This is a genomic window from Pseudomonas sp. KU43P, from assembly GCF_033095865.1.
Taxonomy (GTDB): Bacteria; Pseudomonadota; Gammaproteobacteria; order Pseudomonadales; family Pseudomonadaceae; genus Aquipseudomonas.
In genome coordinates, this window is sequence record NZ_AP019365.1 from 812,988 (window position 1) to 832,109 (window position 19,122).

Annotated in this window: 17 protein-coding genes; 7 read left to right on the forward strand and 10 right to left on the reverse strand. The window is 58.5% G+C overall.

All coding sequences use genetic code 11. The annotated features are described in order from the left end of the window. Positions 1–2 precede the first annotated feature (2 nt). The 3 genes from KU43P_RS03670 to KU43P_RS03680 are packed head-to-tail and all read right to left on the reverse strand — an operon-like array spanning position 3 to position 5,063. Entirely contained in the window at positions 3–2,213 is a 2,211-nt protein-coding gene (locus KU43P_RS03670) for a hypothetical protein (protein WP_176512213.1), read from the reverse strand. After that, positions 2,210–3,799 carry a site-specific integrase gene (locus tag KU43P_RS03675; RefSeq protein WP_176512212.1) on the reverse strand — a complete coding sequence of 530 codons (1,590 nt, stop codon included), beginning with the start codon at positions 3,797–3,799 and terminating at the stop codon, positions 2,210–2,212. Before KU43P_RS03675 ends, KU43P_RS03670 begins: the two co-directional genes overlap by 4 nt. After that, the gene (locus tag KU43P_RS03680; protein ID WP_176512211.1) at positions 3,774–5,063 is read right to left on the reverse strand and encodes a site-specific integrase; all 1,290 of its coding nucleotides are present in this window, start codon (positions 5,061–5,063) and stop codon (positions 3,774–3,776) included. Before KU43P_RS03680 ends, KU43P_RS03675 begins: the two co-directional genes overlap by 26 nt. A gap of 145 nt (positions 5,064–5,208) precedes the next feature. Between KU43P_RS03680 and ettA the strand changes: the two genes are divergently transcribed. Next, positions 5,209–6,903: an energy-dependent translational throttle protein EttA gene (gene ettA, locus KU43P_RS03685; protein ID WP_176512210.1), complete on the forward strand. Its 1,695-nt coding sequence runs from the start codon at positions 5,209–5,211 to the stop codon at positions 6,901–6,903. A gap of 299 nt (positions 6,904–7,202) precedes the next feature. Then, positions 7,203–8,543 carry an NADP-specific glutamate dehydrogenase gene (gdhA, locus tag KU43P_RS03690; protein WP_317661102.1) on the forward strand — a complete coding sequence of 447 codons (1,341 nt, stop codon included), beginning with the start codon at positions 7,203–7,205 and terminating at the stop codon, positions 8,541–8,543. Between the two features lie 123 nt (positions 8,544–8,666). Here gdhA and KU43P_RS03695 read toward each other — a convergent pair whose 3' ends face one another. The 4 genes from KU43P_RS03695 to KU43P_RS03710 all read right to left on the reverse strand — a co-directional run bounded on the left by KU43P_RS03695 (position 8,667) and on the right by KU43P_RS03710 (position 12,224). Then, positions 8,667–9,164, reverse strand: coding sequence for a GreA/GreB family elongation factor (locus KU43P_RS03695; RefSeq protein ID WP_317661103.1), 498 nt, complete (start codon positions 9,162–9,164; stop codon positions 8,667–8,669). 68 nt (positions 9,165–9,232) lie between these two features. Next, positions 9,233–9,589, reverse strand: coding sequence for a hypothetical protein (locus KU43P_RS03700; RefSeq protein WP_317661104.1), 357 nt, complete (start codon positions 9,587–9,589; stop codon positions 9,233–9,235). Between the two features lie 219 nt (positions 9,590–9,808). Beyond that, entirely contained in the window at positions 9,809–11,662 is a 1,854-nt protein-coding gene (locus KU43P_RS03705; protein WP_317661105.1) for a DUF4105 domain-containing protein, read from the reverse strand. A 73-nt stretch (positions 11,663–11,735) separates the two neighbouring features. Next, positions 11,736–12,224 carry a DUF3015 domain-containing protein gene (locus KU43P_RS03710; RefSeq protein ID WP_317661106.1) on the reverse strand — a complete coding sequence of 163 codons (489 nt, stop codon included), beginning with the start codon at positions 12,222–12,224 and terminating at the stop codon, positions 11,736–11,738. 254 nt (positions 12,225–12,478) lie between these two features. Between KU43P_RS03710 and KU43P_RS03715 the strand changes: the two genes are divergently transcribed. From KU43P_RS03715 to KU43P_RS03735, 5 genes are all read left to right on the forward strand, one after another. After that, the gene (locus tag KU43P_RS03715; protein ID WP_317661107.1) at positions 12,479–14,917 is read left to right on the forward strand and encodes a Lon protease family protein; all 2,439 of its coding nucleotides are present in this window, start codon (positions 12,479–12,481) and stop codon (positions 14,915–14,917) included. Between the two features lie 163 nt (positions 14,918–15,080). Then, positions 15,081–15,419: a hypothetical protein gene (locus KU43P_RS03720; RefSeq protein ID WP_317661108.1), complete on the forward strand. Its 339-nt coding sequence runs from the start codon at positions 15,081–15,083 to the stop codon at positions 15,417–15,419. Positions 15,420–15,528: 109 nt separating this feature from the next. Continuing rightward, the gene (locus KU43P_RS03725) at positions 15,529–16,017 is read left to right on the forward strand and encodes a TIGR00645 family protein (RefSeq protein ID WP_170028202.1); all 489 of its coding nucleotides are present in this window, start codon (positions 15,529–15,531) and stop codon (positions 16,015–16,017) included. A gap of 169 nt (positions 16,018–16,186) precedes the next feature. Next, a complete protein-coding gene (locus tag KU43P_RS03730) occupies positions 16,187–16,492 on the forward strand; it encodes a DUF6482 family protein (protein WP_317661109.1) in 306 nt (101 codons plus the stop codon). 85 nt (positions 16,493–16,577) lie between these two features. Then, positions 16,578–17,195, forward strand: coding sequence for an FKBP-type peptidyl-prolyl cis-trans isomerase (locus KU43P_RS03735; protein WP_317661110.1), 618 nt, complete (start codon positions 16,578–16,580; stop codon positions 17,193–17,195). A gap of 91 nt (positions 17,196–17,286) precedes the next feature. Here the strand turns inward: KU43P_RS03735 and KU43P_RS03740 are convergent, their stop codons facing one another. The 3 genes from KU43P_RS03740 to KU43P_RS03750 form a co-directional block, all read right to left on the reverse strand. Then, positions 17,287–17,532, reverse strand: coding sequence for a hypothetical protein (locus tag KU43P_RS03740; RefSeq protein ID WP_317661111.1), 246 nt, complete (start codon positions 17,530–17,532; stop codon positions 17,287–17,289). A gap of 82 nt (positions 17,533–17,614) precedes the next feature. Next, entirely contained in the window at positions 17,615–17,956 is a 342-nt protein-coding gene (locus tag KU43P_RS03745; RefSeq protein WP_317661112.1) for a zinc ribbon domain-containing protein YjdM, read from the reverse strand. A gap of 152 nt (positions 17,957–18,108) precedes the next feature. Next, positions 18,109–19,077 carry a polyprenyl synthetase family protein gene (locus tag KU43P_RS03750; RefSeq protein ID WP_317661113.1) on the reverse strand — a complete coding sequence of 323 codons (969 nt, stop codon included), beginning with the start codon at positions 19,075–19,077 and terminating at the stop codon, positions 18,109–18,111. Between the last annotated feature and the right edge of the window lie 45 nt (positions 19,078–19,122).

Below are 19,122 nucleotides of genomic sequence, written 5' to 3' on the forward strand. Positions count from 1 at the left end.
TGCTATACCTCAATATTGTCCAGCATGGCTGACAGATCTTTTAACGATGGCAATGCCGTTTGTGTCGGCTCTGTTATTGATTTTGCGTCAATCAATCCTGCCATGGCGGCAGCATTTTTTGTCAGGTTCCAACCGTTATCGCTATTCCACACAATGTCGCCGTTTTTGAGCTCAGGGTTTTCTAAAACTTTGATCAATGCATCGCACTTGAGCAGGTCCAATGCTGTTTTTTTGCACCATTCAGATGCGCCAAAGACCTCTCTGGCTTCAGCAGCAACCGCATGCGCATAACGCTGTTTCAGATATAATCTCTCCTCTTTCAGGTTGGCTAGCCTTACATCATCACCTTTGATGCATCCCAAGTTTCCACAAGTTAGACATGCGCCCATTTTAGGGCAAGGCTCACTCTCAAACGAGTGAATGCACAGGCCTAGGTGAGTTCTATGTATAATGCGATCCTGATCGCTTTCGCTAAGATCAACTAGCTCGCTGAGCTTAATTGGCTGATTGGTCACAATTTTTTCAAAACACTTCGCTGTGTTGCTCTGCTTGGTCTTTGGGTGAACCGCCGCCACAGCCTGGGTGCGTTCTTTGATGCTTTCATGATTATAAACTGAACCCTGGTTAGTGCGTCCTGAAAATGCATCAATTAGCAGTTGTGAAAGTCCCGCCCGATGCATCTCCGTATTCAGCTCATGACGAAAAGCATGAGTGTTCACCTTGAGCTCTCCGTATCCGTGCCGCTGGAAGATGCTTTGCGAATGTGAAGCGCCTCCTAGCTGGGCCACCATCCGAACATGGCTGGCGGAGATTTCAACTCCAAAGTCCCGCTGCATTGCGACGGGGCTCTTTGTTTCATTGGGCAGAGAGCCTGTTCGCACGGTAAACAGCGCATCACGATACTTCACGCGCTTTTTACCGTCCTCAGCAGGTGTGGTAAAGGGAAAGTGCTTAGGTAGATATTTTTCACGAATGAGAATATTCAGTTTTCGTAACGTGATAACGGCTTTATCTGTAAATTCAAAGCGGTTCAGTTTACCGTTTTCATAGACACGCTGCCCTTTACTGATGTCCCAGCCTTCTCTTATTTCATCCAATACTGTCTGGGCGTCAGGGCTTAAAGCTCTGCGATTTGACAGGGAATTGAGCCATTGATCTTTGAAAAGTGTTCTCGCAGCGTATCGGCCTGTATAAATAATTTTCAGCGCTGCACAAGCTTCCTCATAAGATAATGGCTCATCTGGCCCCTTGATCGGTAAATCACTATGCGGCGGAAAATCATGAGGATGGTCCTCAAGCCATGCCGCATATGCTCGGGCTTCATCAGTGATTGGTATCAAGAGTTTTAATACACGTTCGATTGAGGATTCCATGCCTGTCACAACAGGCTTGGTAGTCGCTCCGAAACCTTTCTCCGCATACCAGCGGAGGAACATGCGTTGCCCGCCCTCAGCGTCAGTTTTGAAGACTACGCAGTCATGCTCAACATCGGCTAGCTCACCAATACGACCTGGTTGGCTAAGCAAAAGAGCGCAGGCAGAGACGGTTATGATGTCTAATGGGCTGGTTATGTCATTATTAAAAATTTCGCCTAAGGCTTGAATAGACTCACGGCTCGGTAGTTTTCGCTCGCTATTGGCCTGCTGCTCCTTTAACGTGCCTGAATCTTTGTACCGGAGCGGCGATACCCATCGAAAGGGCTTTGCGAGTAGCCCTTTGTTTCCCATGAATAAGACAATCTTCTCAAGATATTTGCTGATGCTGTACGCGCTATTGCCACGTGGGTAATCGATTGTCAGATGCTCACACGCTCTATTGCATACCGCCGCTGAAGTTTTTGTTACGTCACTAGTGCCTGTTAGTTCCAGGAGTGCGGCTTCAAGGATTCTGGTGCCATACAGCATATCTTTCGCTGATTTTTTTCCTTGAAATACTCTGTAGTGAACGATAATTGCTTTGGCGAAATCCATGAATGAGGATTGCATGAAAACTTTTGAGTTTGAATTTGTATTTCTGGGTGATTTATACGCAGTAAATGCGCAGCTGGGAATTCCTGAGTCATGCCATGAATCCATATCCCATTGAATGCCCGCGTGAACTCTTTGATAGGCAACTCCCTTGGGCAAAACTATCTGAGCCCAGATGATAAAGGCATCCAGTTGTGCCTTAGCATCGGCATGGTTGAGCGGTTTAAAATCGACGATAGTGCTCATTCGTAAGGTCCTACACTTATTCCTCGCGCGCGCTGCGCATTGCAATCAAGAATCACTTTGCGACAGGCAAGGATGGCACGGTCCCATAACACTCCGGTAATTTTGTCGTGATTGATGGTTTGCGCTCGGCGGCTTTCAAGTCGCGCAAGCGCGGCACTGTGATCCGCGTCAAGCAGCGGCTGGAATTTAATGCAGCCGTAACACGTAAACGGTGCATCCAGATAGCAGGAACTATCGGCGCCGCAGACGGCAAGATCCTCAATTTGGCGGTCTAGGCGTTGCCCATTTTTGGCGGACGCGCGATCCGGTACAATGGAGCCCTTAAAAGCTCCTACAACAAGTGCGAGATGATCACTCATCTTATCGTCTATCAGCTTCATTAACTCAGCTGATACCGCTCGATATTTTCGAACGGTCCGAGTGTTGGAATGCATGAGTGCGCTAGCGATTGACCATTCATCCAGCCCAGCATTCGAAAGATCGGTACCGAGTGTGTGCTTGAAGCGATGACCTCTGGAAATTTTCAAGGGCTGATGTGTACGCGTCGAGATGGGAAACCCCAGCATCCCTTCCATTTGCACTAACCACTCTCTAGCAACTCCGGCGGCGACATGGAATTTTGCCAGGGGAGAAAGCTCAAGATCTCTTAAATCAGGTAGGTCAACTATTACAGCGCCTAACCTATTACTTTTCTCTTCATAGGATAATTTTCGGCGAAAAAGAGGTACGTGCTTAATGGCCTTGTTCCACTCCGCCCTTCCGGGATACTCTTGCTCAAGGCTGGTTTGTATGATCGCCTTGTATGCTTGCACAGTATTATAAAGATCTTCGTCCAAATTGAAGATTTCGAATTTTTCTCGCCATCCAGCTTCATCGCCTTTTTGCTTGGCCCAGAATATTCGTATTTGGTAGCCTTGATCAGTCTTCATGAAATCATCAAAAACTACCATGCGAATCTGTGTCCCCCGCTGCCCGTAGATCATTAGCAAGCGCAGATAGAGGTAGCGCTCTGGATCCAGATTTCCATGACAGAACTGCTCATGCGCCCAATGATGCAGAGAGTCTTGTTCTACCTGCGTGAATGGGCCCTGTTCAGGATCTAAGCTCATGATGACATCATTTTTTATTCGCTTCTTTCTGGGGGTTGATTTATAAGCTTTTAGAAGAGCATGTGACGGACGCTGTTCTAGGGATTCACATTTTTGCCAAAACTCCATAAAACCGACAAGACTGGAGAACTCCCCCATGTTGAAGCGTTCGCGTAGATCTATCAGCTGATCATCGTTGAGGGGGTCTAGCCCGGCTAGAGCAGCGCGCGATAGGACAGACGTTACTACACCCATGGTTCCCTGGGAAACTTCTGCCATACGGTAGGCCAAGGCGGCGTGCAACCAACCTTGCCAATTATTAGGAACGCAAAAAATTGCGGACTGCCAATTGATTGCTGAGCGGCATGATCTATCCGGCCACCACATTGGCTGGGACGGAGTGAAAAAATCGCCGCATCTGGCAAGGCGTGGAGTGTCGAGCCAAGTGCTTAAACTGCTCTGGGTGGGTACTTTAAGTGCTGAAGTCGACGGATTCACTTTGTAAGCCTTCCTCGCGGTTTTTTGTATTAACGCTATCTCTGATAGTCTTGAATCTATCCGAGCGCTTTCTCATTGCTTTATTCGCTTCTTCTCTCCAGAATTTCGCTCCGTAAAGGCTGGGCATATGAGAACCATGGCTCCATCCGAAAGCATAAGTTAGTACTTTTTGCACCTTGGTTGTTCGGTCCTCGGGCGTAAGGATATCCAACTCATCCCGCATGCTTTCTAGAAGAGTGTAGACCGCATCATGACGCAACACATGGGGATGAACATGTGCCAGTTCCGGCACGGCTTTCCCAACCCGAGGTAGAATGCCATCAAGCGCTTTAACACTTAGTGGCTTGCCCTCATTCCGTCTATGAGAGACAAGCAGAAAAGGGTGTTTTTTCGCCTCAGACGTTTGCTCATTGGAAGTTCGATAAGTATCGATATATCGCTTAAGAGCCCAAGCAAGGTCGTCGCCCATCTCCAGAATACGCTCGTGTGTTTTGAATTGGGGGGCTAACGTGCGCGGATCAATTTCCTCATTTATGAGGTTGATTACTGAAAGCTCTCTGCTATGCCACCGGATATCTCCAACTTTGATCAAGAGCATTTCGGAACGGCGCAGGCCCATATCAATGCCTAGTAACAAAATTATATAATTTCGAAGTTTTATTGCTTTGTTAGCAAATGGGTTGGTTGCGCTTTCTGGATGCATAATTTCTAATAGGCGATCTCGCTCTGCAGTCGACAGGCCTTTGATGTCATTGTTGGAGGTCTTTTTCCAGGAAGGCTTGGCTGCTTTTATCTTCCTGTTAAGACGACTTACAATATCGTCTATTGCCGCTCCCCGTGTCGCTTCCTCACCAAGCTTGTCATAAAGAAATATTGTGTAGTCACGCACAGCTTCAAGTCTCTGCTGTGCGTGTGTGCTGCCAACTGTTGAGTAAGCCGTTGGTAACATGCGGATTCCAGCAAATTTTTTAGCGAGCGTCGACTTGTTAAGTGCAGCATCAGCGACAAAGCGGGAAATCTCGTCATCTGTAAGGTAGCGAGACGTTGGTCTCTCTTCCAAGCGGGCGATCAAATCGATCGACTCAAACTTTAAAAAATCTTCAAATAGCCCGATGTGTTCCAAATATTTTTGTTGCGTGTTTAATGCCCGTCTTGATTGCTCAAGGGTCACATATAGGTTCGGGTAGTAAGCAGGAATGTGCTCTTGCACCAATACCTTTCTTCTAGCACCATTGATCCTTATTTCTATGATCTGGTGACCCACGATTCTTCTCCAAAACATAACTTTTTTTGAGTATAGTAACGAATCGGTGCTGGCTCAAACCTAGACATGACTTTCACCAATTTTCAGTCGCAGGCTTGGAATCTCTCCGAAGCCGCGTAATCATTGACTCAAAGGTAATCCAAAGATGGCAAAAGGTGACAAACACGGCCAAACAGGTTCATACGTCTACACCATGCATCGGCTGAGCAAGGTCGTGCCGCCGAAGCGGGAAATTCTCAAGAACATCTCCCTGTCGTTCTTCCCTGGCGCCAAGATTGGCGTACTCGGCCTGAACGGCGCGGGTAAGTCGACCCTGCTGCGGATCATGGCGGGCGTCGACAAGGAATTCGACGGCGAAGCCCGTCCGATGCCCGACATCAACGTTGGCTACCTGCCGCAGGAGCCGCAACTGGACCCGAACAAGTCCGTGCGTGAAGTGGTCGAAGAAGCGGTCAGCGTGATCAAGGACGCCCAGGCGCGCCTGGACGAGGTCTACGCGGCCTACGCCGAACCTGATGCCGACTTCGACAAGCTGGCCGCTGAGCAGGCCAAGCTCGAAGCCATCCTGCAGGCCGCCGACGGCCACAACCTTGAGCGCCAGCTGGACGTCGCTGCCGACGCCCTGCGCCTGCCGGCCTGGGATGCGCGCATCGAGCACCTGTCCGGTGGCGAGAAGCGCCGTGTGGCGCTGTGCCGCCTGCTGCTGTCGGCCCCCGACATGCTGCTGCTCGACGAACCGACCAACCACCTGGACGCCGACTCGGTGGCCTGGCTGGAGCGCTTCCTGCACGACTTCCCGGGCACCGTGGTAGCCATTACCCACGACCGTTACTTCCTCGACAACGTCGCCGGCTGGATCCTCGAGCTGGACCGCGGCGCCGGTATCCCGTACGAAGGCAACTACTCGGGCTGGCTGGAAGCCAAGTCGGACCGTCTGGCGCAGGAATCCAAGCAGCAGAGCGCCCACGAGAAGGCCATGAAAGAGGAACTGGAGTGGGTGCGCAAAGGCGCCAAGGCCCGCCAGTCCAAATCCAAGGCACGTCTGCAACGCTTCGAAGAAATGCAATCGCAGGAATTCCAGAAGCGCAGCGAAACCAACGAGATCTACATTCCGGCCGGCCCACGCCTGGGCGACAAGGTCATCGAGTTCAAGAACGTCAGCAAGGGCTACGGCGATCGCGTGCTGATCGACAACCTGTCGTTCGCCATGCCTAAAGGCGCCATCGTCGGCGTGATCGGCGGTAACGGTGCCGGTAAGTCGACCCTGTTCCGCATGCTGATGGGCAAGGAACAACCGGACTCGGGCAGCATCGAAATCGGCGAAACCGTGCAGCTGGCCTGCGTCGACCAGAGCCGCGAGGACCTGGACGGTGCCAAGACCGTGTTCCAGCAGATTTCCGACGGCTCCGACATGATCCGCATCGGCAACTACGAGATCCCGTCGCGCACCTACGTGGGCCGCTTCAACTTCAAGGGCGGTGACCAGCAGAAGTTCGTCAAGGACCTCTCCGGTGGTGAGCGTGGCCGCCTGCACCTGGCCCTGACCCTGAAGGAGGGCGGCAACGTCCTGCTGCTCGACGAACCGTCCAACGACCTCGACGTCGAAACCCTGCGTTCGCTGGAAGAAGCCCTGCTGGACTTCCCGGGCGCCGCGATCGTGATCTCCCACGACCGTTGGTTCCTGGACCGTGTGGCCACCCACATTCTGGCCTACGAGGACGACTCGAACGTGGTGTTCTTCGAGGGCAACTACACCGAGTACGAAGCTGATCGCAAGAAGCGCCTGGGCGATGCTGCTGCCCAGCCGCACCGTGTACGGCACAAGAAGCTGGCCCAGTAAGCCGGTTTCTGCTGCACAAAAATGGGGCCCTCTTGGGCCCCATTTTTGTGCTCGGCTTTAAAGTAGCGCTGGCTTTATCGCGGATGAATCCGCTCCTGCAAAGGCTAGAATCTGCGCTGCTCCCGTAGGCGCGGACTCATCCGCGATGAACTCGCCGCACAGCCAACTTTGTATACACTTATATAAAACGCACCAAATAATTTCAAAAAAACGACATTTCGCCCTATTCCGGTGCGATTGCTTCTTGGTACATTGCGGAAAAACCAATAAGTCCAATCCCTCTTGGTGAGATGTCTACCATGATCGAATCCGTCGACCACTTCCTCGCGCGCCTGAAACAACGTGATCCTGCCCAGCCCGAATTCCACCAGGCCGTCGAAGAGGTGCTGCGCAGCCTCTGGCCGTTCCTCGAAGCCAACCCTCACTACCTGCAAGCCGGCATCCTCGAGCGCATGGTCGAGCCTGAACGCGCCGTCCTGTTCCGCGTCTCGTGGGTCGATGACCAGGGCAAGGTCCAGGTCAACCGTGGCTACCGCATCCAGATGAGCAGCGCCATCGGCCCGTACAAGGGCGGCCTGCGCTTCCACCCGTCGGTGAACCTGGGCGTGCTGAAGTTTCTGGCCTTCGAGCAGGTGTTCAAGAACTCCCTCACTTCGCTGCCGATGGGCGGCGGCAAAGGCGGCTCGGACTTCGACCCCAAGGGCAAGAGCGACGCCGAAGTCATGCGCTTCTGCCAGGCCTTCATGAGCGAGCTGTACCGCCACATCGGCGCCGACCTCGACGTACCGGCCGGTGACATCGGCGTGGGTGCCCGCGAAATCGGCTTCATGTTCGGCCAGTACAAGCGCCTGGCTAACCAGTTCACCTCGGTGCTGACCGGCAAGGGCATGACCTACGGCGGCAGCCTGATCCGCCCTGAAGCCACCGGCTACGGCTGCGTGTACTTCGCCGAAGAAATGCTCAAGCGCCAAGAGCTGCGCATCGACGGCCGCCGTGTGGCCGTGTCCGGCTCCGGCAACGTGGCCCAGTACGCTGCCCGCAAGGTCATGGACCTTGGCGGCAAGGTCATCTCGCTGTCGGACTCCGAAGGTACTCTGTACGCCGAAGCGGGCCTGACCGACGAGCAGTGGGATGCGCTGATGGAGCTGAAGAACGTCAAGCGTGGCCGTATCAGCGAACTGGCCGAGCGCTTCGGCCTGGAGTTCCGCAAGGGCCAGACGCCGTGGAGCCTGCCGTGCGACATCGCCTTGCCGTGCGCCACCCAGAACGAGCTGGACAGCGAAGACGCACGCACCCTGCTGCGCAACGGCTGCATCTGCGTGGCCGAAGGCGCCAACATGCCGACCACCCTCGAGGCTGTGGATATCTTCATCGACGCGGGCATCCTGTATGCCCCGGGCAAGGCCTCCAACGCCGGCGGCGTCGCCGTGTCGGGCCTGGAGATGTCGCAGAACGCCATGCGCCTGCTGTGGACCGCGGGTGAGGTGGACAGCAAGCTGCACAACATCATGCAGTCGATTCACCATGCCTGCGTGCATTACGGTGAAGAGGCCGATGGCAAGATCAACTACGTGAAGGGCGCCAACATCGCGGGCTTCGTGAAAGTGGCGGATGCCATGCTGGCCCAGGGCGTGGTCTGATGTAGCAGTTGGGGCCGCTTTGCAGCCCAATCGCCGGCAAGCCGGCTCCCACAGGTACAGCAGCGCCGCTGGCATTGTGGGAGCCGGCTTGCCGGCGATTGGGGCGCGCAGCGGCCCCGCCTTTCAGGCTTCAATGCCAATCTCGATGATCTCGATCGATTGATCCCCCGCAGGCCGCCGCCACACCACTTCATCCCCAGGCCCGGCGCCCAACAACGCGCTCCCAAGCGGCGAACCCCAATTGATCAGCCCCCGGCCAGCATCGGCCTCATCCTCCCCAACCAGTTGCACCACATGCTCCTGGTCCTGCTCATCGACAAACCTCACCCGGCTACCAATCTGCACCTTGTCTGTCGAGGTGGCGGCAGGAACCACCTGCGCGCTCTGCGCCCGAGCGCTGAAGTAGCGCAGATCGCGCTCGGTATCCGCCAGGCGCTGCTTGTCCGCACGATCACCCTGGGCCTGCAATTCACTGCGTAGTGCATTGAGCTCGGCCACACGCTCCTGCAGCTGGCGCAGGCCACTGGCGGTGACGTAGTTGGGCTGGTCGCTGACCCGCCGCTCCACCGGTTGATCGGCCTGGGCGGCGGCTTGGTCCTCGTTGACGAATGCTCGGCTCATGGGTGGGCCTCCTTGTGCTGGAGACCATGGTGACAGGTCGCGGGTTTCAAGGAATGTCCGTTTACGACCTACTCGTGGCGGTAGGCACGCGCCGCGTCGCGGTCTTTCTCCTGCTGCCATTCACGGTCACGCTCGTTCCAGTAGCGATCACGGTACTGGCGCTCATCTTCGCTGTTCTTCATGGCGTTGCACTGGCGAAAACCGTCGTCCCAGCCGGTTTCGTACTGGCGGTTGTGCAGGTAGCGCGGAACATCCTTGCGAAAGTCGCCGGCCATGGCCCCGGCCGCTTGGCGACCGCTGCTGCAGCCGTCCTGGAAGCCGTCGGCGTAGGAGGGGGGATAGCCTTGGCTGAGCATCTGCTCGTGGGTGGTTTCGCAACCGGAGAGCAACAAGGCAACGCATAAGCCGAACCAGTACCGCGACATGACGTTCCAGAACCTCTGAGTGATGCAGGAAAGTCTAGGTGGCCAGTTGTCGTGGAGCTGTCAAAACAGTGTCAAAGCGTCGCTTGGTTCACAGTGTTTTCAGTCCTGGCCCTATCGCCGGCAAGCCGGCTCCCACAGGTACAGCACAGTATTTGAAACCTGTGTTGTACCTGTGGGAGCCGGCTTGCCGGCGATAGGGCCAGTACAGTCAACCTCAACTCAGTAGTGATACCACTTCAACTCCAGCATCACCTCATTCTGCGCCGTCGCCAAATGGCTGAACTCCCGCGAAGCACTCAGTCTCAGCCCCAGGTTCTGGCTGATCTCCCACTGCTGGTTCAAGCTCACACTGCGCCGTACCTCACCATTGGTGAAGTAATCCCCCTTGGCCTCCAGCGTCATGTTGCCCAGCCCATTGCGCCACAGCAGACCACCGTTGAATCCCGCTGCCGGGGCGATGAATTGCGAAAAGTCGTTGTGATGCTCGATTCGCACGGTGCCCAGCGCAAACCCCAGCAAGCCATCGGCCAACTGCCAGGTACCGCCGGCGCCACCGTTCACATGGCTCACCAGCACCTCGTCGTCATGCTTGCCCGGCACCCGCTCCAGGCCGCCGGCCACTTGCCACGACCACGGCTTGAGCAGCTCGTTGCGCGGTGTCAGCGAACGGATGGTAGCCAGGTCCAGCCGTTGTACCTGCCAGTCATTGCCTTCGTACTGGCGCAACTTGAGCTGGAGGATCTCGATCTGCGCGCCCAGGGGGAAACCATAGGCGTTGTCATTGAGGTCGTGATAGGCCATGCGCAGGCCGTATTCGGCGTAGGCGCGGTCTTCACGGGTTCCGACCCCCAGCTGCCAGGTGCGCGAGTCATGCCCGTCCTCGGGCAGGCCGGGGCGTTCGATATCCAGCGGCGGCGGCGGGTTGCGGTTGATGGCCCGCAGCAATTCGAAGCTGCGCGCAGCCTGGCCAGGGTCGCGCTCCTGGCCATTGGCGCGGTAGCGCTCCAGGCGGTACGCGGCATCCTGCACCAGCGCCTGGCGCTCGCGGGGCAGGGCGGTGAAGGCAGGGCTTTGCAGTTGCGCGGTATCGGCGCTCACGGCCAGCACCTGGCGTTTTTCGTCGGCGTCCAGCGGCTCGGCACGGGCCAGCAGCTCGCGTTCGCGCGAAGGGCGGTAGGTTTCGCTGGCGACCAGGCCCGATTGTTTGACGGCCTTGACCGTGTCGGTGGGGATGGCAGTGATCGGGAACTGCGCGGTCAGGTCCAGGCTCGGGCGGGCCACCTGCAGCAGTTCCAGCAGGCGGTACGAGCAGTTTTCGTCGAAGAAGAAATAGTCGAACTGGATCTGCTTGAGTTCCCACACATGCTCGACCATGCGCCCGGTTTCTTCCGGCGTGAGGTCGAGCTGGTATTCCCACAGGTCGCGGTTTTCCAGGCTGCGGTATTCGGAGAGTTTTTCCTGGTAGGGCATCAGCGCAAACAGGCCGGGGTAGCCGCCCATCAGGCCTTTCCAGGCATACAGGATGCTGTTGTCGCTGCCTTCGATGTAGGCACCGAAGTTGATCGCATAGCTCAGCAGCGTGGTGTCGTCGCTGCGGGTGTTGGCCTGGTCGATGCGCAGCAGGGTATGGCCGAACATCGAGGAGGGGCTGTTCAGGTAGGCCGCCGGGAAGATCAGCGCCGCGCTGTGCGGGTCGATCGACTGGTACCAGGTCTTGAATTCCTGGCAGTCCGGTTGCGGCAGGTCTTGCAGGTTCAGTTGCTCACGCAGCCAGCGGGTACGCGCGGGGAACACGCACTGGGCGTGTTTGTCACCCAGGCTGGCTGGGGCATAGAGCGCCTGCACCGTGGCCTGCAGCTCTTGATCGGGGTGGTGCGCGCCATCGTCGGCGAGGAAGAACGCGTCATCGTCCACATAGCTGCGCCAACCGCCGAGCTTGGCGGTTTCGTAATGGCCCAGGGCGATCCAGTAGGGGGTGTTGGCCAGTTGTTGCACACGGGTGGCGTCCAGCACCGGTGCAGCCTCAAGCGGGGCGCATACGCACAGCGCCAGGTAAGCGAAGCGTTTGAGCATATCGGGCAACTACTTCTAGACGATGCCGAAAAAGGCGAAACCCGCCCCGGGTTGGGGCGGGGAGTAGCTGCGCTTAGGCCTCGGTAGCGTACTTGGCCAGGCGTGGGTCGCTCTTGAGAACGGCCAGGGTGTTGCTGTGCACAGTTTCGGCAGTCACGTCGGCGCTGCTGAAGATCTGGTTGAAGTGCTGGTGGGTGACCGAGGCGAAGTAGCCGCGATCTTCCGGTGCCACGCCGAGGACCACGGCATAGGTGGTCAGGGCTTCGCCCTGGCCCATGGCCATGTCTTCGGACAGCTCGTTCATCATGCCGTTCATGGCGAACCAGGACTTGCCGCCATAGGTCAGCGAGGCCTTGGTAGAGCAGCCGTTGGTGCCGGAGGTCATGCCGAAGGTGGCGTTGCCGGAGGTGCCGTTGGTGGTGGAGGCCAGGAAGTGGGCCGGTGTGCCGCGCTGGCCTTCGAACAGCATGTTGCCCCAGCCGCAGTTCGGGCCACCTGGCGCTTCGGCCATGGCGTTGAGGGAGACCACGGTGAACAGAGTACCCAGAAGAATCCGTTTCATAGCATTTGTTCTCTATTTGTCTTAACCAAGGGTCAGGGTTTCTGGCAACTCGGTTGCCAAGTCGGGAAAGCGTTTCACCCACCCGCGCAGCTTGGAGTTTAGGCACGATCTAAAGGTTGCGTCATTCATTGCGAAAAATTTGCTTGTGAACTACCGCAGTGCGCCTGCGACATAAAGTCCCGTGGAGCCTTGCAACGCGCGCGCGGGCAGCGCCAGAATGCTGCGTATCTGCCCCGCCGAAGTAAGGAAACCCAATGCCCGATCCTGTCGCTGCGCGCCTGCGTCTCGCGCCTGAAGCCCTGACCCGGCGTTTCTCCCCCGAGCAGTTTGCCTTTACCCATACCGACGATCTGGAGCCGTTTCGCGGAGTCCTGGGCCAGGAACGTGCTGTCGAGGCCCTGCAGTTCGGCGTGGCCATGCCACGCCCTGGCTACAACGTGTACGTGATGGGCGAGCCCGGCACCGGCCGCTTCTCGTTCGTCAAGCGCTACCTCAAGGCCGAGGGCAAGCGCCAGCAGACCCCGGCCGATTGGGTCTACGTCAACCACTATGACGACACCCGTGAACCGCGTGCCCTGGAGCTGCCTTCGGGCAGTGCCGCGGAGTTCATCAGCGACATGGGCGGGCTGATCGACAACCTGTTGGCCACCTTCCCGGCGGTGTTCGAACACCCGTCCTACCAGCAGAAGAAAGGCGCCATCGACCGCGCCTTCAACCAGCGATATGACCGCGCCCTGGATGTGATCGAGCGTGCTTCGCTGGAAAAAGACGTGGCCCTGTACCGCGACGCCAGCAACGTTGCCTTCACCCCGATGGCCGACGGCAAGGCGCTGGACGAGGCCGAATTCGCCCAGTTGCCGGAAGAGGTGCGCGAGCAGTTCCACGAAGACATTTCCCTGCTCGAAGAGCGCCTCAACGAGGAGCTGGCCAGCCTGCCGCAGTGGAAGCGTGAGTCGAACAACCAGCTGCGCCAGCTCAACGAAGAGACCATCACCCTGGCCCTGCAGCCGTTGCTGGCGCCTCTGTCGGAAAAGTACGCCGAGAACGCGGCGGTATGTGCCTACCTGCAGTCCGTGCAGTTGAACCTGCTGCGCACGGTGGTCGAGCAGTTGGTGGATGACGCCAAGACCGACGCTGCGGCGCGCAAGCTGCTCGAAGAGCAGTACGCCCCGAGCCTGGTGGTGGGCCACCACGCCGACGGCGGCGCGCCGGTGGTGTTCGAGCCGCACCCCACCTACGACAACCTGTTCGGCCGCATCGAATACAGCACCGACCAGGGCGCGCTTTACACCTCCTACCGCCAGCTGCGCCCGGGTGCGCTGCACCGTGCCAATGGCGGCTTTCTGATACTCGAAGCGGAGAAGATGCTCGGCGAGCCGTTCGTATGGGATGCGCTCAAGCGCGCCCTGCAGTCGCGCAAGCTGAAGATGGAGTCGCCCCTGGGCGAGCTGGGCCGGGTCGCCACCGTCAGCCTGACCCCGCAGATGATCCCGCTCAACGTCAAGCTGGTGATCATCGGCTCGCGCCAGTTGTACTACGCGCTGCAGGACCACGACTCGGACTTCCAGGAGATGTTCCGGGTGCTGGTGGACTTCGACGAAGACATGCCCATGGTCGACGAGAACCTGGAGCAGTTCGCGCAATTGCTGCGCACTCGCACCAACGAGGAGGGCATGGCGCCGCTGACCAGCGATGCAGTGGCGCGCCTGGCCACCTACAGCGCGCGCCTGGCGGAAAACCAGTCGCGGCTGTCGGCCCGTATCGGCGACCTGTTCCAGCTGGTCAGCGAGGCCGATTTCATTCGCCAACTGGCCAGTGACGAGATGACCGACGCCGGCCATATCGAGCGTGCGCTGAAGGCCAAGGCCACGCGTACCGGGCGTGTGTCGCAGCGGGTGCTCGACGACATGCTCGCCGGCATCATTCTGATCGACAGCGAAGGCGCGGCGATCGGCAAGTGCAACGGCCTCACCGTGCTGGAGGTGGGCGACTCGGCGTTCGGCATGCCGGCGCGTATTTCCGCCACCGTCTACCCAGGCGGCAGCGGCATCGTCGACATCGAGCGTGAGGTCAACCTGGGCCAGCCGATCCACTCCAAGGGGGTGATGATCCTCACCGGCTACCTGGGCAGCCGCTATGCCCAGGAGTTCCCCCTGGCGATTTCCGCGAGCATCGCGCTAGAACAGTCCTACGGTTACGTGGACGGTGACAGCGCCTCGCTGGGTGAGGCTTGCACGCTGATCTCGGCGCTGTCGCGCACTCCGCTCAAGCAGTGCTTCGCCATCACCGGCTCCATCAACCAGTTCGGTGAAGTGCAGGCGGTGGGTGGGGTCAACGAGAAGATCGAGGGCTTCTTCCGCCTCTGCGAAGCCCGTGGCCTGACCGGCGAGCAGGGGGTGATCATCCCGCGTGCCAACGTTGCGACCTTGATGCTCGATGAGCGTGTGCTGCAGGCGGTGGAGAATGGGCAGTTCCATGTGTACGCGGTCAGCCAGGCCGACGAGGCACTGAGCCTGCTGGTGGGCGAGGACGCCGGCGAGCTGGACGACAAGGGCCAGTTCACCGAAGGCAGCGTTAACGCCCGGGTGGTCGAGCGCCTGCGCGAGATCGCCGAGATGATCGGCGAGGAGGAGATCGAGAAGGCGGAAAAGGAGCGCCTGGAAGAGGTGATTGCCCAGGCCAAGCCGGCCTGAGTCAATAAATCGGCGCTGGCGGCCATGTGCTACCGTTCAGCGCCGGTTTTCCATCTTTCTGTGCCGTTCTTCTATGCTGGAACTTAAGGACGGCATCAGCGTTCAGGATGGAAACAGCCTGGGGGTTTCAGGCTGAACAGGGCTCATTGGAGGGGACGCGGCCATGCGCAACCTCAGCCTTACTCGCCAGTGCCTGGGCCTGGTGACCCGTATCGAATGCAGCATCCGTCCGCTGGCCGGGGACAACGGCATGTGGACCTTGCTGTTTGCCGCCGGCATGTCCGGTGAACAACCCTCGGCAATCAAGGCGCAGGGGCCTTTCCATGGGCCGCTGGTGGCCGAATCGGTGCTCAACGCCATCGTCGACAGCCTGACTCTGCACGGGTACCAGGTGACCGAGGGGCCGCAGATCTGGACATTGCACCTGCAGGCGCAGTTGCGCCGCATCAATGGCGAGCGCTGTCGCAACTTGGGGGATTACCAGTTCCATCCTGAAACCTGACGGCGTCGCTTCGACAGATGCGGCAACAGGCCGCAGGCTTTTGCTGTCACAGGTGGCTGGCTATACTCGCGCTCGCTTTTCCAGTCACCTGACGAGTCCCAAACCCTCCATGGAACGTATTCTCGAAAACGCGATGTATGCCTCGCGCTGGCTGCTCGCCCCTATCTACTTCGGTTTGTCCCTCGGCCTGCTGGCCCTGGCGCTGAAATTCTTCCAGGAAGTCATCCACGTCCTGCCCAACGTCTTCGCCCTGAGCGAAGCCGACCTGATCCTGGTGATCCTGTCGCTGATCGACATGTCGCTGGTGGGCGGCCTGCTGGTGATGGTGATGATCTCCGGCTACGAAAACTTCGTGTCGCAGCTCGACATCGACGAGAGCAAAGAAAAGCTCAACTGGCTGGGCAAGATGGACTCCTCGTCGCTGAAGATGAAGGTGGCCGCCTCGATCGTCGCGATTTCGTCCATTCACCTGCTGCGGGTGTTCATGGATGCGCAGAACATCTCCACCGATTACCTGATGTGGTACGTGATCATCCACATGACCTTCGTGGTGTCGGCGTTCTGCATGGGCTACCTGGACAAGCTCACCAAGCACTGAGCCCTTTACGGCCCCCACAGGAACAACACCTGACCCTGTGGGAGCCGGCTTGCCGGCGATGAGGCCAGCGCAGTCCAACTGACGAGCGGCGTCAGTTATGCCTTGTACTATCTCCCACCTTGTACAAAAAATGAGCACTCATGCCTGGTTCCACCAGCGAGGTGCTCCCATGAACCTGCATCAGCTCAATACCGAGGCCAGGGCCGGCCATGTCGATGAAGTGAACCTGATCGCCATCGAAGGCGGCGACTACTTGATCGAGGCCCGAGTCAACGGCCGCGCCCACCCCTTGGATGACACACGTGGCAAGCGCTTGCGGGTGCGTTCGGTGGAAGATGCGCGCAAGGTGCTGCAAACCATCCCAATGGTCTCCATGAACCTGGTGCACTGGTCGGTGCAGGATGAAATGTGCGGCATGGGCAGCCACCCGGAAGAAGACCTCAAGGTGCCGATTTCCCCGCGTTCGGCCTGGTAGCTGCTCGCAGCGTCCCAGTGTGCTAGGCTGCTCGCCCTTTTCATCAAGGGCGCGGCTGCACTGCGCCCTGCAGTGGAGCACGACCATGTCCGAACTCAACCTGTCCACCGACGAAACTCGCGTCAGCTACGGCATCGGCCGTCAGTTGGGCGGCCAACTGCGCGACAACCCGCCACCGGGCGTGAGCCTGGAAGCCATCTTGGCTGGCCTGACCGACGCCTTCAACGGCGCCGACAGCCGCGTCAGCGAAGCCGACCTGTCGGCCAGCTTCAAAGTCATCCGTGAAGTGATGCAAGCCGAAGCCGCTGCCAAGGCAGAAGCTGCCGCTGCCGCCGGCAAGGAATTCCTGGTCGAGAACGCCAAGCGTGATGGCATCACCACCCTGGCTTCGGGCCTGCAGTTCGAAGTGCTGACCGCAGGTGAAGGCGCTAAGCCGACCCGCGAAAGCAACGTTCGCACTCACTACCACGGCACCCTGATCGACGGCACTGTGTTCGACAGCTCGTACGATCGTGGTCAGCCGGCCGAATTCCCGGTGGGTGGCGTGATCGCTGGCTGGACCGAAGCCCTGCAGCTGATGAACGCTGGCAGCAAATGGCGCCTGTACGTGCCGAGCGAGCTGGCCTACGGCGCCCAAGGCGTCGGCAGCATCCCGCCGCACAGCGTGCTGGTGTTCGACGTCGAGCTGCTCGACGTTCTGTAAGACCGCAATCACCGGCAAGCCGGCTCCCACAAGGTATCGTGCACGCTGTGCGGTCACTGTGGGAGCCGGCTTGCCGGCGATGTGTCCTACCTCAATTCCAGTCTGTTCCCCCAGGGCGCAACGCCCGTGCATAGCAGAACAGAAACAGGTTCCTTACCAGCTCCTTGAGCACCATCGGCTCGCTCGAACTCAACCCTTCAAAGTCCAGGTCGCCCTGGTCGCGCAGTTCATCCAACGCTTCTTCTTCGAGCACGGCGCACACTTCACCGGTTTCCCGGTGCAGGATGCGCAGGTAGGGGTGGGGGCGGTCCAGCCAGGCGTCTATCAGATAAGTCATGGCTATTCTCCTTGGATAGCAGTCCCAATGAGAATAATTCTTATTATCAGAATAGCAAGTGCCAATTGGCGAATTTGTGCAATCAGACCTTTCGGACGAATTCCGACTTCAGCTTCATGGCGCCGATGCCGTCGATCTTGCAGTCGATGTCGTGGTCGCCGTCGCACAGGCGGATGTTCTTGACCTTGGTGCCGACCTTGACCACCAGGGACGAACCCTTGACCTTGAGGTCCTTGATCACGGTGACGGTATCACCGTCCTGCAGCACGTTGCCGACCGAGTCCTTTTTCACCACATCGTCGCTGGCGGCCTCGGCTTCGCCGCTGGCCGACCACTCGTGGGCGCATTCGGGGCAGATCAGCTGAGTGCCATCCTCATAGGTGTATTCGGAATTGCATTTCGGGCAGGCTGGCAGAGTGCTCACTTCGGTTCCTTAAACAGACAGGCGGTAAAGGCCCATATTGTATAAGGTTTTGTCAGGGAAATGTTTTGTCTGCACAAAAGCATCGCGGATAAATCCGCTCCTACAACAACGCTGTAGGAGCGGATTTATCCGCGATCGAGAGCGACGCTATTTCAATGCGTACGCGCTACGGCAAACTCGCTCAGCTCGACCAACGCATCCCGGTACTCGCTCGCCGGCAGCACTTCCAGGCACTCGATGGCCTTGGCCACGTAGTCGCGAGCCAGCTGCGCGGTGTAGTCCAGCGCGCCCGAGGCTTCCACTGCCACACGAATCTGCTCCAGGTCTTCCAGGCCACCCTTCTGGATCGCCTGGCGCACCAGCGCCGCCTGTTCAGGGGTGCCTTCGCGCATGGTGTAGATCAGCGGCAGGGTCGGCTTGCCTTCGGCCAGGTCGTCGCCGACGTTCTTGCCGAGGGTCTGCGAGTCGCCCTTGTAGTCGAGCAGGTCGTCGACCAGCTGGAAGGCCACACCCAGGTGATCACCGAAGGTGCGCAGGGCCTCGCGTTGCTCTTCGCTAGCCTCGGCCAGCGCGGCGGCGCTGTGGGTCGAGGCCTCGAACAGCATCGCGGTCTTGCCGCGGATGACTTCCATGTAGACTTCTTCGGTGGTGCTGGCATCGCGCACGCGCGACAGCTGCAGCACTTCACCCTCGGCGATCACGCGGGTGGCCTTGGACAGGATCTGCATGACCGGCATCGAGCCCAGCTCGACCATCATTTCGAACGAGCGAGAATAAAGGAAGTCGCCCACCAGCACGCTCGGCGCGTTGCCCCACAGCGCGTTGGCGGTGGAACGGCCACGGCGCATGCCGGACATGTCGACCACGTCGTCGTGCAGCAGGGTGGCGGTGTGCAGGAACTCGATGGTCGCGGCCAGCAGGCGCAGGTCGTCGCCCTCGCGGCCCAGGGCCTTGCCGCAGAGCAGCACCAGCAGGGGGCGCAGGCGCTTGCCGCCGGCGGACGTGATATAGTCGCCGATCTTCGATACCAGCGGCACGCGCGAGGTCAGCTGCTTCTTGATGATCTCGTCGACGGCGCTGAAATCGTCAGCTACCGCGCGGTAGAAGGTTTGGGGTTGCATCGGCTGCTCCAGTGAGGTTGCGCGGCATGCTAGGTCGCGGGTACC

Coding starts and splice junctions, on each gene's coding strand:
- KU43P_RS03670 (WP_176512213.1), bottom strand. CDS start 2,213: ATGAGCACTATCGTCGATTTTAAACCGCTCAACCATGCCGATGCTAAG.
- ettA (WP_176512210.1), top strand. CDS start 5,209: ATGGCAAAAGGTGACAAACACGGCCAAACAGGTTCATACGTCTACACC.
- gdhA (WP_317661102.1), top strand. CDS start 7,203: ATGATCGAATCCGTCGACCACTTCCTCGCGCGCCTGAAACAACGTGAT.
- KU43P_RS03695 (WP_317661103.1), bottom strand. CDS start 9,164: ATGAGCCGAGCATTCGTCAACGAGGACCAAGCCGCCGCCCAGGCCGAT.
- KU43P_RS03700 (WP_317661104.1), bottom strand. CDS start 9,589: ATGTCGCGGTACTGGTTCGGCTTATGCGTTGCCTTGTTGCTCTCCGGT.
- KU43P_RS03705 (WP_317661105.1), bottom strand. CDS start 11,662: ATGCTCAAACGCTTCGCTTACCTGGCGCTGTGCGTATGCGCCCCGCTT.
- KU43P_RS03710 (WP_317661106.1), bottom strand. CDS start 12,224: ATGAAACGGATTCTTCTGGGTACTCTGTTCACCGTGGTCTCCCTCAAC.
- KU43P_RS03715 (WP_317661107.1), top strand. CDS start 12,479: ATGCCCGATCCTGTCGCTGCGCGCCTGCGTCTCGCGCCTGAAGCCCTG.
- KU43P_RS03720 (WP_317661108.1), top strand. CDS start 15,081: ATGCGCAACCTCAGCCTTACTCGCCAGTGCCTGGGCCTGGTGACCCGT.
- KU43P_RS03725 (WP_170028202.1), top strand. CDS start 15,529: ATGGAACGTATTCTCGAAAACGCGATGTATGCCTCGCGCTGGCTGCTC.
- KU43P_RS03730 (WP_317661109.1), top strand. CDS start 16,187: ATGAACCTGCATCAGCTCAATACCGAGGCCAGGGCCGGCCATGTCGAT.
- KU43P_RS03735 (WP_317661110.1), top strand. CDS start 16,578: ATGTCCGAACTCAACCTGTCCACCGACGAAACTCGCGTCAGCTACGGC.
- KU43P_RS03740 (WP_317661111.1), bottom strand. CDS start 17,532: ATGACTTATCTGATAGACGCCTGGCTGGACCGCCCCCACCCCTACCTG.
- KU43P_RS03750 (WP_317661113.1), bottom strand. CDS start 19,077: ATGCAACCCCAAACCTTCTACCGCGCGGTAGCTGACGATTTCAGCGCC.